General features: G+C 73.1%; 17 protein-coding genes and 1 pseudogene. 10 read left to right on the top strand and 8 right to left on the bottom strand.

Annotated features, from left to right (window positions below):
• Nucleotides 1-297: 297 nt before the first annotated feature.
• Nucleotides 298-705 carry a hypothetical protein gene (locus tag ABGB21_RS22025; protein WP_347679276.1) on the bottom strand — a complete coding sequence of 136 codons (408 nt, stop codon included), beginning with the start codon at nt 703-705 and terminating at the stop codon, nt 298-300.
• A 209-nt stretch (nt 706-914) separates the two neighbouring features.
• Here ABGB21_RS22025 and ABGB21_RS22030 point away from each other — a divergent pair, with 209 nt between their 5' ends.
• A complete protein-coding gene (locus tag ABGB21_RS22030; RefSeq protein WP_347679278.1) occupies nt 915-4,244 on the top strand; it encodes a S8 family serine peptidase in 3,330 nt (1,109 codons plus the stop codon).
• Between the two features lie 154 nt (nt 4,245-4,398).
• Here ABGB21_RS22030 and ABGB21_RS22035 read toward each other — a convergent pair whose 3' ends face one another.
• Nucleotides 4,399-4,707 (bottom strand): hypothetical protein, encoded by a 309-nt coding sequence (locus ABGB21_RS22035; protein WP_347679409.1) that lies wholly within the window; start codon nt 4,705-4,707, stop codon nt 4,399-4,401.
• On the opposite strand from ABGB21_RS22035, the pseudogene ABGB21_RS22040 reads away from it, so the two are divergent.
• Nucleotides 4,675-4,902: pseudogene (locus ABGB21_RS22040) on the top strand (two-component sensor histidine kinase); the annotation flags it as partial. The gene ABGB21_RS22035 and the pseudogene ABGB21_RS22040 sit on opposite strands and share 33 nt — an antisense overlap.
• A gap of 78 nt (nt 4,903-4,980) precedes the next feature.
• Here the strand turns inward: ABGB21_RS22040 and ABGB21_RS22045 are convergent.
• Nucleotides 4,981-5,922 (bottom strand): aldo/keto reductase, encoded by a 942-nt coding sequence (locus ABGB21_RS22045; protein ID WP_347679280.1) that lies wholly within the window; start codon nt 5,920-5,922, stop codon nt 4,981-4,983.
• A 47-nt stretch (nt 5,923-5,969) separates the two neighbouring features.
• Here ABGB21_RS22045 and ABGB21_RS22050 point away from each other — a divergent pair, with 47 nt between their 5' ends.
• The 6 genes from ABGB21_RS22050 (at nt 5,970) to ABGB21_RS22075 (ending at nt 13,468) form a co-directional block, all read left to right on the top strand.
• The gene (locus ABGB21_RS22050; protein WP_347679282.1) at nt 5,970-7,385 is read left to right on the top strand and encodes a PLP-dependent aminotransferase family protein; all 1,416 of its coding nucleotides are present in this window, start codon (nt 5,970-5,972) and stop codon (nt 7,383-7,385) included.
• 309 nt (nt 7,386-7,694) lie between these two features.
• Entirely contained in the window at nt 7,695-8,354 is a 660-nt protein-coding gene (locus ABGB21_RS22055) for a response regulator transcription factor (protein WP_347679403.1), read from the top strand.
• Nucleotides 8,355-8,357: 3 nt separating this feature from the next.
• The gene (locus ABGB21_RS22060) at nt 8,358-9,425 is read left to right on the top strand and encodes a HAMP domain-containing sensor histidine kinase (RefSeq protein ID WP_347679284.1); all 1,068 of its coding nucleotides are present in this window, start codon (nt 8,358-8,360) and stop codon (nt 9,423-9,425) included.
• Nucleotides 9,426-9,562: 137 nt separating this feature from the next.
• Nucleotides 9,563-11,773: a pyridoxal-phosphate dependent enzyme gene (locus tag ABGB21_RS22065; RefSeq protein WP_347679286.1), complete on the top strand. Its 2,211-nt coding sequence runs from the start codon at nt 9,563-9,565 to the stop codon at nt 11,771-11,773.
• Nucleotides 11,770-12,429 (top strand): M15 family metallopeptidase, encoded by a 660-nt coding sequence (locus tag ABGB21_RS22070; protein ID WP_347679288.1) that lies wholly within the window; start codon nt 11,770-11,772, stop codon nt 12,427-12,429. Before ABGB21_RS22065 ends, ABGB21_RS22070 begins: the two co-directional genes overlap by 4 nt.
• Nucleotides 12,430-12,481: 52 nt before the next feature.
• On the top strand, nt 12,482-13,468 hold the full coding sequence (locus ABGB21_RS22075) for an ADP-ribosylglycohydrolase family protein (RefSeq protein ID WP_347679290.1): 987 nt from the start codon (nt 12,482-12,484) through the stop codon (nt 13,466-13,468).
• A gap of 62 nt (nt 13,469-13,530) precedes the next feature.
• On the opposite strand, the gene ABGB21_RS22080 is transcribed toward ABGB21_RS22075, so the two are convergent.
• Both ABGB21_RS22080 and ABGB21_RS22085 read right to left on the bottom strand, forming a co-directional pair.
• Complete coding sequence (locus tag ABGB21_RS22080) at nt 13,531-14,178, bottom strand: LysE family translocator (protein ID WP_347654274.1); 648 nt, start codon at nt 14,176-14,178, stop codon at nt 13,531-13,533.
• On the bottom strand, nt 14,178-14,957 hold the full coding sequence (locus ABGB21_RS22085) for a metallophosphoesterase (protein ID WP_347679292.1): 780 nt from the start codon (nt 14,955-14,957) through the stop codon (nt 14,178-14,180). Before ABGB21_RS22085 ends, ABGB21_RS22080 begins: the two co-directional genes overlap by 1 nt.
• A 64-nt stretch (nt 14,958-15,021) precedes the next feature.
• Between ABGB21_RS22085 and ABGB21_RS22090 the strand changes: the two genes are divergently transcribed.
• A complete protein-coding gene (locus ABGB21_RS22090) occupies nt 15,022-15,663 on the top strand; it encodes an ABATE domain-containing protein (protein WP_347679294.1) in 642 nt (213 codons plus the stop codon).
• A 16-nt stretch (nt 15,664-15,679) separates the two neighbouring features.
• Here the strand turns inward: ABGB21_RS22090 and ABGB21_RS22095 are convergent, their stop codons facing one another.
• Nucleotides 15,680-16,405, bottom strand: a complete 726-nt coding sequence (locus ABGB21_RS22095) for a helix-turn-helix domain-containing protein (protein WP_347679296.1) — start codon at nt 16,403-16,405, stop codon at nt 15,680-15,682.
• A gap of 66 nt (nt 16,406-16,471) precedes the next feature.
• On the opposite strand from ABGB21_RS22095, the gene ABGB21_RS22100 reads away from it, so the two are divergent.
• Nucleotides 16,472-16,702 (top strand): hypothetical protein, encoded by a 231-nt coding sequence (locus tag ABGB21_RS22100; RefSeq protein ID WP_347654305.1) that lies wholly within the window; start codon nt 16,472-16,474, stop codon nt 16,700-16,702.
• Nucleotides 16,703-17,032: 330 nt separating this feature from the next.
• Here ABGB21_RS22100 and ABGB21_RS22105 read toward each other — a convergent pair whose 3' ends face one another.
• Together ABGB21_RS22105 and ABGB21_RS22110 are read right to left on the bottom strand one after the other, a co-directional pair.
• Nucleotides 17,033-17,251 carry a hypothetical protein gene (locus ABGB21_RS22105; RefSeq protein ID WP_347654270.1) on the bottom strand — a complete coding sequence of 73 codons (219 nt, stop codon included), beginning with the start codon at nt 17,249-17,251 and terminating at the stop codon, nt 17,033-17,035.
• Nucleotides 17,248-17,505: a DivIVA domain-containing protein gene (locus tag ABGB21_RS22110; RefSeq protein WP_347679298.1), complete on the bottom strand. Its 258-nt coding sequence runs from the start codon at nt 17,503-17,505 to the stop codon at nt 17,248-17,250. Before ABGB21_RS22110 ends, ABGB21_RS22105 begins: the two co-directional genes overlap by 4 nt.
• Nucleotides 17,506-17,746: the final 241 nt, after the last annotated feature.

Genomic DNA, 17,746 nt, shown 5'->3' on the forward strand with positions numbered 1-17,746 from the left:
CAAACAACACCGCGCCGTGGCCACCCGCTACGACAAACTCGCCGTGCGCTACGAAGCCACCGCCACCATCAGCATGATCGACACCTGGCTTCGGAGACTCGAACGGCACTTATGACACACGGCCTAGGTCGGAGTGAGGTGCCCGCGTTGGCGGAGCGGATGGTTACCTGCTTTCGGCTGGTGTAGGGGTGGCGATAGGTCAGGGCCTGGGTCGGGCCCGCCGTCGAGGGCGGGCGGCGCTGTCGCGCTGTGCAGCGGCTCGCACCCCGACGGACGGAAGCGCGAGCATCCGGCACCTTACTGCAGGTACCGAGCGCGGCCCTCGCCGCGCCGCAAGCGTACGAGGTCTGCGTACTCCTCACCCGCAACGCCGTGGTTCACCCAGCGGTCTGACCGAGCACCGGTAAGTCTCGCCGCCTGGTGGATGGCCTCTGACGCGTCGGCGACCAGGGCCAGTTCGCGACCCTGTCCGACGTAGTCCTCGTCCGGCGGGTCCAGGGGCGGCAGGTTGTCCAGGTCGCCGAAGTTCTCGTCGTCGGGATCCTCGGCGGTGTGCACCGAGACCCTGTACCGGTCACCCCATGGGTCCACTGACACCCATCGGATCGCCGCCGTGCCCGCGATCTGGGTTTCGCCAAGGAACTGCCCGATGGCCCTGCCTTGCCACAGGGCCCCCAGCGCGAATGATCGCGTCAAGTACCGCACGGCTGGATCGTAGGGGCCGAACCGCACCGCTGTTGACCTGCTGCCTGGTGGACAGCCCATGTCCTGGCTCTGGGCTGGAGCGGGCGGGAGCCGCGCCGCCGCCCGGACGCTCCCGTGGCCCGACAGTGAATCTTGGTTCCGCCCGTAGGCAGCGCCCCGGCTGACCGCCGCGTTCTACTTCCGAACCGCAAATGTGGATCGGAGAGCGTATGAGCAGGTGGAAATCGGCGGCGCGCCGAGGCGCAACCCTCGCGTTGTGCCTGGCCATGGTGGCGGTCGACGTGGGCGTGGGCCAGGGTGACGCCGCTGCGGCACCCGTCGACTCCAGGAGGGCTCCCGCCGCCAGGGAAGCCAGCGACCGGATTCTCACCCTGGTGACCGGCGACCGGGTACGGGTCCACGACGGCGGGACCTACACGGTGGAGCCCGGGCCCGGACGCCAGGGCATGGTCTTCCACCAGCAGCGGTCCCGGAACCAGGATCTTGTCATTCCCGCCGACGCGCTCGGGCTGGTCGGTTCGGGCCGGGTCGACAGTCGCCTGTTCGACGTACCGACCCTGCTCCGGATGCGGTACGACGACGCGGCCACCCGTGACCTGCCCCTGATCGTCGCCGGCGACGAGTCCCGGGACGCCGTCCGGTCGTCCGAGGTGGCCGGGGCGACGGTGCGGGAGTTGCCGAGTCTCGGCGCGCGGGCGGTCCGGGTGCCGAAGTCGACCAGCGGCCGGTTCTGGGCGTCGGTCACGGCGGGCGCGAACCTGCGGTCGGCGCAGCCCGGGGCCGAGCTGCCGAGGATCTGGCTCGACGGTCGGCGTACCCCGAGCCTGGACCAGAGTGTGGCGCAGGTCGGTGCTCCGTCGGTGTGGCAGTCCGGGCAGACCGGCCGGGGTGTGCGGGTCGCCGTACTCGACACCGGCATCGACGCGACGCACCCCGACTTTGCCGGGCGGATCGCCGAGGTGCAGAACTTCACCGATGACCCGGACGTCGACGACGTCGACGGGCACGGTACGCACGTGGCGTCGATCGTCGCCGGGTCCGGTGCGGCGTCGCAGGGCCGGTACCGGGGTGTCGCCCCGGAGGCGACCCTGCTGGTCGGCAAGGTGTGCGGGACGGCCGGCTGCCCGGACTCCGCGGTCATCGCCGGCATGGAGTGGGCGACCTCGCACGGGGCCGCGGTGGTCAACCTCAGCCTGGGTGGTCTGGACGGTTACGACCTGGATCCGATGGAGGCGGCGGTCAACCGGCTGACCGCCGCGCACGGCACCCTGTTCGTGGCGGCGGCCGGCAACGACGGCCTGCCGGGTACGGTCAGCTCGCCGGCGAGCGCGGATGCGGCCCTCGCCGTCGGTGCGGTCGACCGGGACGACCGGCTCGCCGACTTCTCCAGCCAGGGGCCCCGGACCGGTGGCGGGGCGATCAAGCCCGAGATCACCGCCCCCGGGGTGGGCATCGTCGCCGCCCGGGCGGCCCGTTCCGAGCCGCTGGAACCGGTCGACGAGTCGTACACCACGATTTCCGGCACGTCGCAGGCGACTCCGCACGTCGCCGGTGCGGCGGCGCTGCTGGCCGGCCAGCACCCGGACTGGCGGGCGGCCGAGTTGAAGGCGACGCTGGTCGGTGCTGCGGTACCGAACCCGGATCTGGGCGTCTACGCCCAGGGCGCCGGCCGGCTCGACGTGGCGGCCGCCGCGACGCGTCCGCTCCGGGTGGTGCCGGCGGTCGTGGACCTCGGCCGGCCGGCGTGGCCGCACACCGACGATGCTCCGACGACCAGCGAGTTGGCGTACCACAACAGCGGTTCGGAGCCGCTTACCCTGTCCCTGACGGTCCAGGCCGACGGTCCGGGCGGCGTCCCGGCCCCGGCCGGCATGTTCGAGGTACGGCCGAGCCAGCTCACCGTTCCGGCCGGTGGCTCGGCCACCGCCATCCTCAGCGCGGACACCCGCCGATCGGCCTCGGACGGGGTGTACGTCGGCAGTGTCGTGGCCGCCGGCGCCGGACAGACGCTGCGGACCCTGGTCACGGTCGAGCGGGAGCCGGAGAGCTACAACCTGACGCTGAGCCATCTGGACCGGGCCGGCGACGTTCCGGTCGACTACACGTCCTCGCTGGACGGAGTGGACGTGTCGACGTCGACGATGCTCTACGACGAAGACGGCACGGTCACCGTACGGCTGCCCCGGGGCCGTTACCACCTGACCAGCACCATCCGTACCGGCGGCGACGGCAGTGTCAGTCTGTTGACCCGTCCGGAGTTGGCGCTGACCGCCGACACCACCCTGACCCTCGACGCCCGGGTGGCCCGGCCGGCGGCGAGTGTGACGGTGCCGAGGACGGGCGCCCAGCCGATGGGTTCGGTTGTCGGGTTCTTCCGCGAACTGTCGGACGGGACCGAGCTGTCCACTTCGGTGACCTCCTTCGCCGGCTTCACCGGGCTGTTCACCGCCCATCTGGGGGCGGCACTGCCGGCGGCCGAGATGCGGGGCCGGGTGCTGAGCTGGTGGGGAGAGAACGGATCGGCGGGGGACCTGGGGGACGGGGCACACCTCTACCACCTGGCCTGGTACCCGCCGGGGCGGCTGCCGAGCGGCTTCGAACGTCAGGTCCGGGAGTCCGACCTGGCGGTGGTCCAGGCCCGGCATGTGACCGAGTATCCCGGCACCCGGCTGGACAAGATCATCAGCTCGTCGGTGCCGGGGTACGTCGACGCCTGGGCGCTCGGCACCTCCGTCGCGGTGCCGGCGGAGCGGACCGAGTACTACAGCACCGAAACCGGGGTGCGGTGGTCGGCGTCCGTCTACGGCAACGACGATCCCGGGCAGCAGTCGGAGCCGACGGCGTACCCGGCCGGACCGGTGGTGCAGCGGTGGCAGCAGGCGCCGTTCGGGCCCGGTTTCCCCGCCCCCGCCGGGTACGAGGACCTGTGGATGTCCCGGACCGGGGACCGGTTCTGGCTGGTCCCGCCGATGTTCAGTGATCAGACGCTCGGGCACGCCGGCTTCGCCGACCTGGCCGCGCAGCGCCGGGTCCTGCTCCGGGACGGCCGGGAGGTCCTGCCGAACGCCGACGGCGACTACGAGGTACCGGCGGCGGCGGCGAACTACCGCTTCACGGTCGAGGCGGAACGCCCGGCGGCCGCCCAGCTCTCCACCCGGGTCAGCGCCAGCTGGACGTTTCGGTCCGGGCGTCCGGCTGACGGCCGCATCCAGCACCTGCCGGTGCAGGCGGTGCGGTTCGCCCCCGACCTCGACGGGCGGAACGCGGCCCCGGCCGGCCGGGAGTTCCGGATGCCGGTCCGGGTGCAGCGCCAGGCCGGAGCGGATCCGGCCGGTTGTGCCAGCCTGACCGTCGACGTCTCCTACGACGACGGTCGGACCTGGCGGCCGGTCCGGCTGGTCGGCACCGGCGCCGACCGGGTCGCGGTCCTCACCCACCCGACCGGTGCCGGCTTCGTCTCGTTGCGGGCCGCCGCGACCGACACCGCCGGCAACACCGTTCAGCAGACGATCATCCGGGCGTACCGCCTGGCGAACTGACCGTCGGCGCCACCGGTGGGCGGCGTTCGCGCCGCCCACCGGTGGTCGTCGCCCGTCCGGGCCGCGTCCGGCCGGATGGTCAGGGGGTACGCCGTCGGCGCGCGGCGCCGACCGGTATCTCCTGCCTGGGTCGGGAACAGCGGGCGGCCGGTGCTCAGGCGCAGTCCCAGAAGAACCGGCCCTCGCGGCGGTCGGGGCTGAGGAGGGCGTAGCCGGTGCCGCCGCCGAGGTTGAGCGCGTACGGGTCGTCGGGGCCCTGCCCCTCGCCGCCGTCCAACTGGAAGAAGAACCGCCAGTCGCCGGTCAGCTGTGGGAGGGGCGGCTGCCACAGGTGGATCCTGCCGCCCAGGTAGCTGTACGGGGGGATCGGGTCGGTCGCCGACCCGTCGGCTTCCGACGGGTCGTCGAAGGGATTCCCATCTTTGGCCTGTTCGGCAGCCGTACCCGGGTGCGCGTGCGGCACGGCGAGAAGGAGACGACCGTGGAGGTCAGCACCGACGGTCCCGGTACGCGCAGCGCCGCCCCCGGCGGGAGCGGGCGTGGGCTGGCCGGGCTCCGGGAACGGGTCGACGTGCTGGGCGGCGAGTTCAGCGCGGACCGGGAGGTCGGGGGAGGCTTTGTGGTGCGGGCCCGGATCCCCGACGGGAGTCGGTCGTGACCGGCCCGGACGGTGGGCGGACCGCCACGCCGACGCCGTCGGGTCAGGCCACCAGGCCACCGGTTCGCCGCCGTCGGGTCAGGCCGCCGCGTCGAGCCGGCGGCGCTGGTCGGGGGTGAGCACCAGCGCCACCCCGGCGAGCGCCTCGTCGAGTTGCGCCACGCTGCTCACCCCGACGATCGGGGTGGCGGCGGGGTGGCCGCCGGTGAGCCAGGCGAGCACCACATGGTTGCGGGTCGTACCCGTCTCGGCGGCGATCTCGTCGAGAACCGCGAGCCGCCGCTCGGTGCCGGGGTGCGCGTACTCGCTCGGGAGGGGCTTGTCGCTCCGGGTGTACTGCCCGCTCAGCAGCGGGGTGTACGCCCAGAGGCCCATCTCGGGGTGGCACTCCAGGTAGTCGACCACCTCGTCGCTGACCGCGCCGAACCGGTGCACCACGGTGGGTCGGGTCCCGGGCCGGGGCCGCAGGTAGGTGTGGTGCTGCTGCAGCACGGTGAACCCGGTCCAGCCGTTCGTCCGGGCGATGTTCCGGGCCCGTTCCACCTGCCAGATCGCGTAGTTCGAGCAGCCGAGGGCGCCGACCGTACCGGTGCGGACGAGTTCGTCGAGGGCGCCCACCGTCTCCGCCAACGGGGTGCCTCGGTCCTCCTTGTGGGCCCAGTACAGCTCGATGTGGTCGGTGCCGAGCCGGCGCAGGCTGCCCTCGATGCCGTTTTTGATCGCGGTCGCCGAGAGCCCCTCCGCCGTTTCCGGGAACCGGCCGGCCTCCAGCGGTTCACAGCCCACCTTCGTGCTGATCCTCACCCGGTCGCGTACCCCTGGACGGCGGGCCAACCAGCGGCCGAGCAGTTCCTCGCTCTGCCCGCCGAAGCCGCTGGGATGTTCCCAGAAGGCGTAGCAGTTGGCGGTGTCGATCCAGGTGCCGCCGGCGCCGACGAACCGGTCCAGGATCTCGAACGACCGCTGCTGGTCGATGACCGTGCCGAAGAGCATGGCGCCGAGCGCGATGTTGTCCGTCATGGACGTGACCCTAGGGCGCCATCGGACGGTCGTTACGCTCCAATTCCGTGGCTGATTCCCAGACCAATTTCGCCTGGGCGACCCTGCTGGACATCGACCCCCGACAGCCGGGGCGGCTGCCCCGGCACGAGCGGCTTGCGCAGGCGTTGCGGGCGGCGATCCGCAGCGGGCGGCTGGCCACCGGGGCGGCCGTACCGCCGAGCCGGGCGCTCGCCGAGGAGCTGGCCTGCTCCCGGTGGGTGGTGACGGAGGCGTACGGCAAGCTCCTCGCCGAGGGGTATCTCTCCGCCCGGGTCGGGTCGGCGACCCGGGTCTCGTGGTCACCGGAGGTCACGCCGGCACGTCGCCGTGCCGCGACCGGTCCGAAGCGGGCCACGATCCGGTACGACCTGGGGCCCGGGCTGCCCGACCTCGGGGCCTTTCCCCGTCGGCGCTGGTCGGAGGCGGTCCACGCGGTCGCCGGTTCGGCGGTCCGGTACGACCTCGGTCCGCCCCGCCCGTCCGGTCATCCGACGCTGCGCCGGACGATGGCCGAATACCTGCGGCGGTCCCGTGGCGCCGAGACGTCACCCGAGGCGGTGACCGTGTGCGCGGGCATCACCGACGGCCTGTTCCGGACGGCTCGGGCGCTGCGGGCCGAGGGGGTCACCGAGGTGGCGGTGGAGGACCCGGGGTGGCCGCGGCTGCGGGACGCGGTGACGAGTGCCGGCCTGCGGGTGTGTCCGGTGCCGGTGAACGACGACGGCCTCCGGGTCGATCTGCTGTCGCGCCATCCGGCGGTCCGGGCCGTGGTGGTCGGCGCGGCACACCAGTTCCCGACCGGTGCGATGCTCTCCCCACAGCGGCGGGCCGAACTGCTGCGCTGGGCACGGTCGGTGGACGGGTACGTCGTCGAGGACGACTACGACTCCGAGTTCCGGTACGACCGCCGCCCGATCGGGGTGGTGCAGGGGATGGATCCCGGGCGGGTGTTCCTGCTCGGCTCGGTCAGCAAGACGCTGTCGCCCGCGCTGGGCCTCGGCTGGCTGGTCGTGCCGCCGCCGCTGATCCGGGCGCTCCGGGCGGCGAACGTCGTCGCGGCGCCGCCGCCGGTGCTGGACCAGCTCGCCCTGGCCACGTTCATCGACCGTGGCTGGTACGACACGCACCTGCGGGCGGCCCGGCGTCGGTTCCGGACCCGGCGTGATCTTCTCGTCCGGGAACTCGCCGCCCGACTGCCGGCCGGTCGGGTCGCCGGCACCGCCGCCGGCCTGCACATCCTGCTGCACCTGCCGGACGGCACCGACGCGGCCAGGGTGGTCGCGGACGCGGCGGCGGCCGGGCTGCGGCTGGCGGACGTGGACGCGTACCGCTCGGGGCGGGCCGGTCCGCCCGCGCTTGTCCTCGGTTACGGCAACATCGGCGACGCCGAGATCGCTCCGGCGGTGGCGCTGCTCCGCAGCACACTGTCGGGCCCCGGGTGACCTGGCCGGCTGCCTGTGACGGTTGCCACAGGTGTCGGTTCGACGGCTGTCCGGACGGCGTGGTGTGCCGGTCGTTCGCACGGGAAGTATTCCTGTATGTCCCGTTCTCTCCCGGTCCGGCCTTGGCTGTGCGTGACCGAATGCACACAACGGGCAGGTCGCCGCAGATGCGGCCACACTGGATGGCTGACGTCCGGGGCAACCGGCCGGCACGGTGGCTCCGGCCCGGTCGTACGCCTCTTACACAACCCTTAGGTCCGGGCTGGCACGGTGGCGGGACACAGGGACGGGACGGTGAAGGGGGAGGCAGTGCGGGTGCTGGTCGCCGACGACGAGCGGCTCCTGGCGGACATGGTCGCCCAGGGGCTGCGTCGGCTCGCGATGGCGGTCGACGTCTGCTACGACGGCGACGCCGCGTGGGAGCGGGTCACCGTCAACCGGTACGACGTCGCCGTCCTCGACCGGGACATGCCGGGCCGGACCGGTGACGACGTCTGCCGGGCGATCGCCGGCTCCGACGCCGGGACCCGGGTGCTGATGCTGACCGCGGCGGCCGGGATCCGGGACCGGGTCGAGGGGCTCGGCCTCGGTGCCGACGACTACCTCACCAAGCCGTTCGCCTTCGCCGAACTGGTCGCCCGGGTGCAGGCGCTGGGCCGCCGGTCGGCGCCGGCGGTACCGCCGGTGCTGGAGCAGCACGGCATCCGGCTGGACGAGGCCCGGCACGAGGTGACCCGGGACGGCCGGCCGGTGCAGCTCAGCCCGAAGGAGTTCGCCGTACTGCACGTGCTGATGCGGGCCGGCGGCCGGGTGGTCAGCGCGGAGGACCTGTTGGAGCAGGCCTGGGACGAGTTCGCCGACCCGTTCACCAACGTGGTCCGGGTGACCGTGATGACGCTGCGCAAGAAGCTCGGTCCGCCACAGGTGATCCAGACTGTGCCCCGGGCCGGCTACCGGATCGGGGTCTGACCGGTGCGCTGGCTCTCGGTCCCACGGTGGCGGATCGTGCTGCTCTGCACGGTGGCGCTGTTCGTCGGTTACCACCTGCCCCTGCTGATCAAGTGGGCGTTCGGTTGGCTGTGGCCGTTGCGCGGGATCTGCGACGTGGAGATCACCGGCGTACAGCCGGTCTGCCACCAGTTGGCGGACAACTTCTACCTCGTCGGGACCGGGCTGCTGGTCGGGGTGGTCCTGCTCGCGCTGCTGGTCGCCGCGTTCGCGGCCCGGTGGGCGCTGCGCCCGGTCCGGGTACTCACCGAGTCGATCTCGCACGTCGGCCCGCAGAACCTCGGCTACCGGGTCCGGGCGACCGGCCGGGACGAGCTGGGGCAACTCTCCGGCGCCATCGACCAGATGATGGAGCGGATCGCCGCCGGGTACGAGGGACAGCGCCGGTTCGCCGCGAACGCCTCGCACGAACTGCGTACCCCGTTGGCGGTGCAGCGTACGTTGATCGAGGTCGGCATGGCGCAGCCACTGACCAACGACCAGGTGGAGCTGCTCACCGCCCAACTGCTCCAGACGAACGAGCGCAACGAGCGGCTGATCGAGGGGCTGCTCGCGCTGAGCGAGAGTGACCAGGGTCTGCGGGCCCGCAATCCGGAACGGCTCGACGAGATCGCCGCCGAGGTGGTCGCCGCGTACCAGGAGCGGGCCCGGGCCGCCGAGGTGACCCTCACCGGGCAGCTGGTGCCCCGGGTGGTCGTCGGGGAGCGGGTGCTGCTGGAGCGGCTGGTGACGAACCTGGTGGAGAACGCCATCAAGTACAACCGGCCGGGCGGGACGGTCCACGTCACGGTCGCGGCGGTGCCGGCGCTGACCGTGGTCAACACCGGTCCGCCGGTGCCGGCCGAGGCGGTGGCCGGACTCTTCGAGCCGTTCCGCCGACTCAGCGGGGACCGGCTCGCCCACGGTGGCGGCGCCGGGCTCGGGCTCACCATCGCCCGGTCGATCACCCAGGCACACGACGGGGTCATCTCGGCGGTCCCCGCCGGCCCGGAGGGACTGCGGGTGGAGGTCCGGCTACCGGGTCCGACCTGACGGGCTACCCGGTGCCGTAGCCGGGACGGCGCGACCGCCCGGGCCGATCCGGTAGCCGGGACGGCACGACCGACCAGCCGGATCCCACACCGGAAACCGACTGACCTGACGTACCGCGCACTCTTCTAGGGAGAATTGTGACTTTGATCCACATCCGTCCTGCGGCCGTTCCGCACGGCGCCGACCGTGGCGGCACCGACGCCGCGGCGGCACCGGCGGCCGGGCAGCGCGCCGAGTGGGCGGACGTGGCCAAGGGCGTCTGCATCATCCTGGTGGTGCTCTGGCACGTCGTGGTCAAGCACTACCTGCAGGTCGACTGGCATCTCGGCGTACCGCTGCCGGGGGTCTGGGGCACGTTCGGGGAGCAGCTCCTGCCGTTGCGGATGCCGCTTTTCTTCACCATCTCCGGCGTTTTCGCGGCGAACGCCCTGACCCGGCCGTGGCGGGTCTCGGCCCGCTCCCGGATCGCCGGCTTCCTCTACCTGTACGCGATCTGGCTGCTGATCCACACCACGGTCTTCGCCGCCGCGCCGGGCCTGCCGACCGAGCGGGCGACGTCCCCGCTCGGGCTGCTGGAGCAGTTAACCATCACCCCGTCCAACCTGTGGTACCTGTACGCCCTCGCGCTCTACTTCGCGTTCGCGAAGGCCGTACGCCGGATTCCGTGGCCGGCGGTGCTGGCCGCCGCCGCGCTCCTCTCGATGGTCACCGCCGCCGGACTGCTGGACACCCCCGGCAACCGGGGCGGCTTCTACCAGAACCTGGTCTTCTTCCTCGGCGGCCTCTACCTCAAGCCGTACGTCCAGCGGTGGGCGGCCACCGCGACGGACCGCCGGCTGCTGTGGACCTTCGCCGGGTACGCCGGTGCGGCTGCCGTGATGGCGGTGGCGGGTGCGCAGCGCTGGTTCGGGCTCTGGTTCGTGGTGTCGGTCCTGGCGGTGGCCTTCGGCATCACCGCCGCCGTCCGGGTGACCCGGTGGCCGAGGATCTCCGGGCCGCTCAGCGCGCTCGGCCGACAGACCCTGCCGATCTATCTCATCCACATGCCGCTGCTGGCCGTGGTGCACCGCCTTCTCGTCGGGCCGCTCTCCGAACTCGGCACGGCAGGTCAGGTCGTGGTGGCGATCGAGTACCCGATCGTGCTCACCGTGGTGCTGCTGGCGGCCTGCCTGGCCGTACACAGGGGACTGACCGCGGCCCGCGCGGGCTGGCTCTTCGCGCTGCCGCGACGCCGGAAGGCGACGCCGGAGCGCCGCGTCGGGGGCGGAACCGGGCCGCAGAGCGACGACAACAACAGGAACAGGAACGGGGGAGAACGGATGACACCGGAGACCGGTGCGGCGCGTACCGCGCCCACCTCCGCCGACGTCGAGGCGGCGACCCGCTGGCTGTCCGGGCAGGTGGTCCGGACCCCGGTGCTGCACTCGCCGGAACTCGACCGGCTGGTCGGCGCCCGGGTGCTGGTGAAGGCGGAGAACCTGCAGGAAGGCGGCTCGTACAAGCTCCGGGGCGCGCTGCTGGCGGTCGGCCGGATCGCGGCGGCCGGCGGACACACCGGGGTGATCGCGCAGAGCACCGGGAACCACGCGGTGGCGGTGGCGATCGCCGCCCGGCGGCACGGATTCGCCGCCACCGTGGTGCTGCCGGTGGACGCGGCCCCCGGCAAGATCTCCCGGGCCGAGCAGGCCGGCGCCCGGGTGGTCCTGGTCGGCACCACCGTCGAGCAGCGGATCGCGGTGGCCCGCCGGATCAGCGACGCGACCGGACACCCGGTCGTCGACGCGTACGACCACCCGGACGTCATCGCCGGTCAGGGCAGCGCGAGCCGGGAACTGATCGAGGAGGCGGAGCGCCTCGGCACCCCGCTGGACGCGCTGGTCCTGCCGGTCGGCGGGGGTGGTGGCGCGGCCGGCGCCTGCCTGGCCGCCGCCGGTCGCCCGATCGAGGTGTACGGCGTCGAGCCGGTCGGCAACGACTCGCTGGCGCAGAGCCTGGCGGCCGGTCGACGGGTGCCTGTCACCCCGGAACCGACCATCGCCGACGGCCTGCGTCCGTCCTGTGTCGGCGAACTGCCCTTCGACATCCTGCGGACCGGGCTCACCGAGGTGGTACGGGTCGACGACGAGGCGATCGGCGAGGCGTTCCGGCTTGTCCTGCGGCACCTGAAGGTGCTGGCCGAGCCGTCCGGGGCGGCCTCGCTCGCCGGTGCGCTGCGGATCGGCGCCAGCGGCGCGCACCGGACCATCGGCATCGTGCTGACCGGCGGCAACGCCGAGCCGGACGTGGTCGCCCGGTTGACCGCCGAGGGGCTGCGCGAGGTCGAGTACGCGGGCGGGAGGGCGGCATGATCCTGCTCTCCGATCCCCGGATCGCGGCCATACCGTCCACCGACGACGGGGACCCGCTGGTCGACCTGCGGACCGTGGCCGGGCTGCGGCTGGACAGCCGGGCGGCCGACCCGGCCGGCGCGTACGCCCGGGTGCGGCGGGCGCTGGCGGACCGGCTGCTGGCCGCCCAGGCGACCCTGCCGGACGGGCTGCGGCTGCTGGTGGTCGAGGGCTACCGGCCGTACGCCGCCCAGCTCGGCATCTTCACCGGCTACCGGGACGAGTTGCGGCGGCTGCACCCGTCCTGGTCGGATGAGCGGCTGCACCGGGAGACCAGCAAGTTCGTCTCGCCGGTCGAGGTGGCGCCGCACAGCACCGGCGGTGCCGTGGATCTGACACTGTGCACGTCGGACGGTGTCGAGCTGGACATGGGTACCGAGATCGACGCGACGCCGGAGGCGAGTGGCAACGCCTGCTTCACCGCCGCCGACACGATCCCGGACCGGGCCCGGCGGAACCGGCAGATCATGGTGGACGTGCTGACCGGGGCCGGTCTGGTGAACTATCCGACCGAGTGGTGGCACTGGTCGTACGGCGACCGCTACTGGGCGTTGGTGACCGGTGCCCGGTCCACCCGGTACGGCCCGCTGCGCGAGGTCACCCCGGCGGCCGGCTGAGTGACGGTTGCCGGGGCAGCGGGCGACGTGCGTGGTTCGGCATGATGGCCGGATGGGCGAATACTCGACGGCAACCGAGGACCTGGGGCTGCGGCGGCGATGGGACCGGATCGCCGGGGGACTGCTCGGGGTGCACGCCGGTGACTCGCTCGGCGCGACCGCCGAGTTCTTGTCCTGGGCCGAGATCCGGGAGCGGTATCCGGACGGCATCCGGGAGATCGTCGGCGGCGGCAAGCTGAACTGGCCGGCCGGGCATGCCACCGACGACACGGACCTGATGCGGGCGGTGGTGCTGGCGTACCTCGACCCGGGCGACGACGTGGTGCGGGCGGCGGCCGACCAGATGGTGAAGTGGTGGGTGGGCGAGTGGCCGGGCCGGGAGCCGGGCAGCCGTCCGCGCGACTTCGGCGGGGCCACCTTCACCGGGCTGCGCCGCTACCAGCAGCTGGAGGATCCGCGGCGGGCCGGCGCCGGGGAGGGGCAGGCCGGCAACGGTTCGCTGATGCGGTGCCTGCCGACCGCGCTGGTGGTGCCCGACCAGGAGCGGCGGATCCGGGAGTCGATGGAGATTTCCGCGATCACCCACGACGACTCGCGGTGCACCATCTCGTGTGCGGCGTACAACGAGATCGCCGCCGCGCTGCTCGACGACGCCACCCCGGAGGAGGCTGTCGCGGTGGGGCACGAGGTCGCCGTCCGGCTCGGCGGCAACGACGTGGCGGACGCGATCGCGTACGGGCGGCAGTTGAAGCCCGACAAGGCGGTGCTCACCGGGGAGACGTACCTGGCCAACGCGGGCCGGGGTTACGTCCTCGACTCGCTCAGTCTGGGGGTGGCGGCCGTGCTCGATTTCCGGCCACTGCCGGACGTGGTGATCGACATCGCGCACCTCGGCGGCGACACCGACACCAACGCCGCGATCGCCGGCGGGCTGCTCGGCATCCGGGAAGGCGTCTCCGCGATTCCGGAGCGGTGGCGTTCGAAGCTCCAGTTCGCCGACGAGTTCCTGGCGGCGGCGGACACCTTCAGCGGCCGGTAGTACCAGCCGATCCGTCCGGCGCCCGGGCCACCCCGCACGGCGGCCCGGGCGCGACGCCAGGGTCAGCGGGCGACGGCGGCCCGGATGCCGAGGGCGACGAGGACCGCGCCGGTGACCCGGCGGCTGGCCCGTACGAAGCCGCGCGAGCGGACCACGCGGCCGGCCCGGACGAGCAGTACGGTCCAGCCGAGCAGCCAGGCGGTGATGAGCAGCACCTGGGCGGTGGCGAGGACGAGGATCTGGGTCACCACCGGTCCCCGGGGGTCGACGAACTGCGGCACCAGGGTGAGGAAGATCGACGCCGCCTTCGGGTTCAGCACGTTGCCGAGCAGCGCCTGCCCGTACGCCGAGCGCCCGGCCCGGCTCGACGGCCGGCGGGTCCGGGCATGCCGGTGCCGCGTACCGGCGGCGCCGCTGTCGTCCCGGGCGGTACGCCAGGTCCAGAGCCCGAGGATGACCAGGTAAGCCGCGCCGGCGAGCCGGACGGCGGTGAACGCCTCACTGGAGTGCATCACCAGGGCGGAGAGTCCGGCGGCGGCGAGTCCGGCGTGGACGTACAGGCCGGTGGCGGTGCCGAGGATGACCGGCAGCCCGCCGGCCGGTCCGTTTGGCAGCACCTGGTTGGTGAGCAGGGTGAGACTGGCGCCGGGGGTGGCGATCAGCGGCAGGATCGCCACCAGGAACCCGGCGATGGCGTGGGCCGGCGGCATCAGGCCACGACGCGGAAGTGGGTGGTGAGCTGGCCCTCGTCGTCGAGAACGTGGTACGCGAGTGCGGGCGGGGCGTCCCGGTCGGCGGCGCTGTCGCCCTCCCAGGGCATCCGGAGGGTCCAGGTGATCGCCGGGCCGACCACCAGGGGACGCCCGGCGAACCAGGTGCTGGCCGCGGTGTGCGCGTGCCCGGTGAGGACCGCGACCACGTTCGGCCGGTCGGCGAGCAGGGCGGCGAACTCGTCGTGGTTGCGCAGCCGGTGCTGGTCGGGCAGCGGGTGGTGCAGGGTCACCGGCGGCTGGTGGAAGGCGATCAGCGTCGGCAGCTGCCGGACCTCGTCGAGCGTACGGCCGAGCCAGCTGACCGTCTCGGGGTCGAGCAGGCCCTCGTCCTGGCCGGGGATGGTGGCGTCGCACATCAGGATCGCGGTGTCGCCGACGGTGTGCAGTCGGTTGATCGGCCCGGTGCCGGTGGTGTTGCTGTCGGCGTGGTCGCCCCCGCCGTCGTTTCCGCCGCTCTCGCCGAGCAGCACCTTCCGGTAGGCGGCCCGCTCGTCGTGGTTGCCCGGGCAGGTCAGCACCGGGAACGGGAGGTCGAGCAGCGCGGCGGCCTCCTCGTACTCGGTCGGGGCGCCGTGGTCGGCGATGTCGCCGGTGACCAGGAGCGCGTCGACCGGGCGGGGCAGGGCACGCAGGTGGTCCACCACCCGACGGGCCCGGGTGGAGGCGCGTTCCGTGCCGTCGAGGTGCAGGTCGCTGATCTGGGCCAGGAGCAGCATGGATTCCCCGTTCTAACGCTAAAATGAATGGCAAGCGTTAGGACGCTAACGTAAGCTCTGGCCTGTGCACAAGGACCTGGGACTGGCGCTGGCGAGCACGATCCGGCACGACGGCCACGGCGGGGTCGCCGACGACCTGGCCGAGATCGACGGGCTGACCAGCTGGGTCCACGACCACGCCGACCTGCTCGACCGGGCCACGCCGACAGCCGGCGCGTCGCTCCACGGCAGGTGGGCGGCCGGCTTCACCGCCGACGAGGCGGCCTGGTCGGAGGTGGTCGCGCTGCGCCAGGCGGTCCGGGCCCTCTTCGCGTACGCGGTCCGCCCCGGCCCGCCGAGTCCGGCCGACGCACACCGGCTGCTCCCGCTCGACCAGGCCCTTGACCGACTCAACGCGGCGGCGGCCCGGGCCCCGGTCACCCCCCGGCTCGACTGGCCGAGCGGCGGCGAGCCTCTGGTCGACAACCCCTTCACCGTGACCGACGCGGCCGCCCGGCTGGTCGCCGCCGTCGCCCGGGACACCATGAACCTGCTGTCCGGTCCGCGCCGCCCGGACCTGCGGGCCTGTACCGCACCCCGATGCGTGCGCTACTTCCTCAAGGAGCACGGACGCCAGGAGTTCTGCAAGACGTCCTGCGCCAACCGGGCCCGGGCGGCCCGACACTACGAGCGGCACCGGGCCAACCCGGCGGAGCCGGTCGGCTGACGGGCCGAGCCGTGGGTCAGCGTGCCGGAGTGAGCACCTCGTCGGGCAGGGCCAGTTGCTCCCGGAACGCGCGCTGGCCCGCCGCCGTGACCGCGACCGCCCGTCCGGTGCCGATCCGGCCGATCCAGCCCGCCTCGAAGGCGTGCCGGCAGAGGGCGGCGCCCACCGCGCCACCGAGATGCGGACGACGCTCGGTCCAGTCGAGGCAGGACCGGACCAGGACCCGCCGGGCGCATTCCGCCTCGATCCCGAGCCCGGCCAGCCAGCTCGTACCCCGGTCGGTCAGGCTCAACCCGCGTTCCCACGCCAGGTAGCCGTACCCGGTCATCGCGTCGGTGATCGCCACCCCGAGCGTTCCGGCGAGGTGGTCGTAGCAGGTTCGGGCGTGCGCGAGCGCCCGGCGCCGGCTGGCAACGGCCAGCGACCGGACCGGCGCCGCCCCGACCGGTACGGCGGCGGTCAGCGTCTCGATCAGTTCCGCGGTGTCCGGGCCGGCCAGCCGGACGTACCGGTGGCGTCCCTGGCGTTCCTCGACCAGCAGTCCGCCGTCGACGAGCTGGTGCAGGTGACCGGTTGCGGTCGACGGCGCGACCCCGGCGTGCCGGGCCAGCTCGGTGGCGGTCCAGGCACGACCGTCCAGCAGCGCCAGGCAGAACGCTGCCCGGGTGCGGTCGGCGAGCAGGCCGGCCAGTGCGGCCAGCCCGGTCGCGCCCTCGGGAACCTGACGGTCGAAGCTGCTCATCGTGGCCATGGTGCCCGCCGGACACTTCGGCCGGCAACAAAACGTCCGGTGGCTACGGTCCCCGGCATGACCCTGGTGACCTGCGAGGATCCGGTACCCGAGCCGTCGGGAACCCACCTGACCATCCGACCCCGGATCTGGTACTTCGGCACCCCCGTGGTGCTGGTGAGCACCGAGAACGCCGACGGCACCGCCAACCTCGCCCCGATCTCCTCGGCCTGGGCACTCGGGTCCGGGGCGCCGACGAGTTTTGTGAGCTGGTCGGGGGTCTGCTCGTCGTGGTCGGCGACGCGGTGAGGGTGACCGCGCCGAGCACTCCGACGACCGCCGCCGCGACCGCGGCCACCACCCGGGCCCGTCGGGACCGCCACCAGGCGCTCCGGGATGCCTGACCGGTGCCCTGCTTCGCAGTTCCCGGTCCGGTGGTGGCCGGGTCGCCGGCTGACGCTCCGGTGCCGGCCGGTGGGGTGGCGACCGCTCCGGTGCCGGCCGGTGAGGTGGCGGTGGCGGCCTTTGTCGGGATGGTACGTCCCGGAGTCGATGCCGAGTCGCACGCCCACTCCACTCGCGACCGTCACGGTACGGGAGCCGTACCTGCCGCTGTGGTGGTTGATCGTCCGCCTTCTGTCATCGGTTCTGCGGCGGTCGCAGGTCGCCGTGCCGGCCGGCGAGGACCAGCCGCTCGTACGCCCACCGCCACTCGGCGCACCGGCTCTCGCCGCAGCGTACGCAGACTCCGGTCTCCGGGTCGTTGGCGTGCGTCACCAGGGTTTCCCGGAAGTGTGCCGCCATCTCGTCGGTGACCTCGACCGCCGCGCTGACGCCGCGTCGCGGGGTGTCGGTCATCGCCGGCCGCCCCGCCACCGGTTGTCGACCGCCCGGGCGTTGCGGGTCTGCCAGTTACGCAGCGCGTTCTTCACCCGGTCGGCGTCGTCGCGGGCGACCCGGATGTCCCGGCGCAGCAACTCGACCTCGTCGGCCATCCGGGCCAGGAAGGCGTACACCTCGTCCGGGTCGAGACCACGTCGCCACGCCCGGCGACTGAACCGGACCGACCGGATCCGGCTCGGGTCGAGTCTCGGATAGAGCGCCCCCACCACCGCACACCTCCTTGTGACGTCCACTGGATCGGCGCCGGGGTGGGCGGGGGCGTCCTCCCGCCACGCCGGCATGGCGGGAGACCGGTGACCACGGCACCCACCCCGGGCCGTGCTCACCAGCCTCGCGGTTCCGCACGGGCTCAGACAGCGCCGCCGTGACGGACCGTGGTGGTGATGCTGTTGCATTGATCTTCATGAGCTGCTAACTGTGTAGAGCCGATTCATCACCACCAGCGACGAG

This window comes from Plantactinospora sp. B24E8 (genome assembly GCF_039871735.1).
Lineage (GTDB): Bacteria > Actinomycetota > Actinomycetes > Mycobacteriales > Micromonosporaceae > Plantactinospora.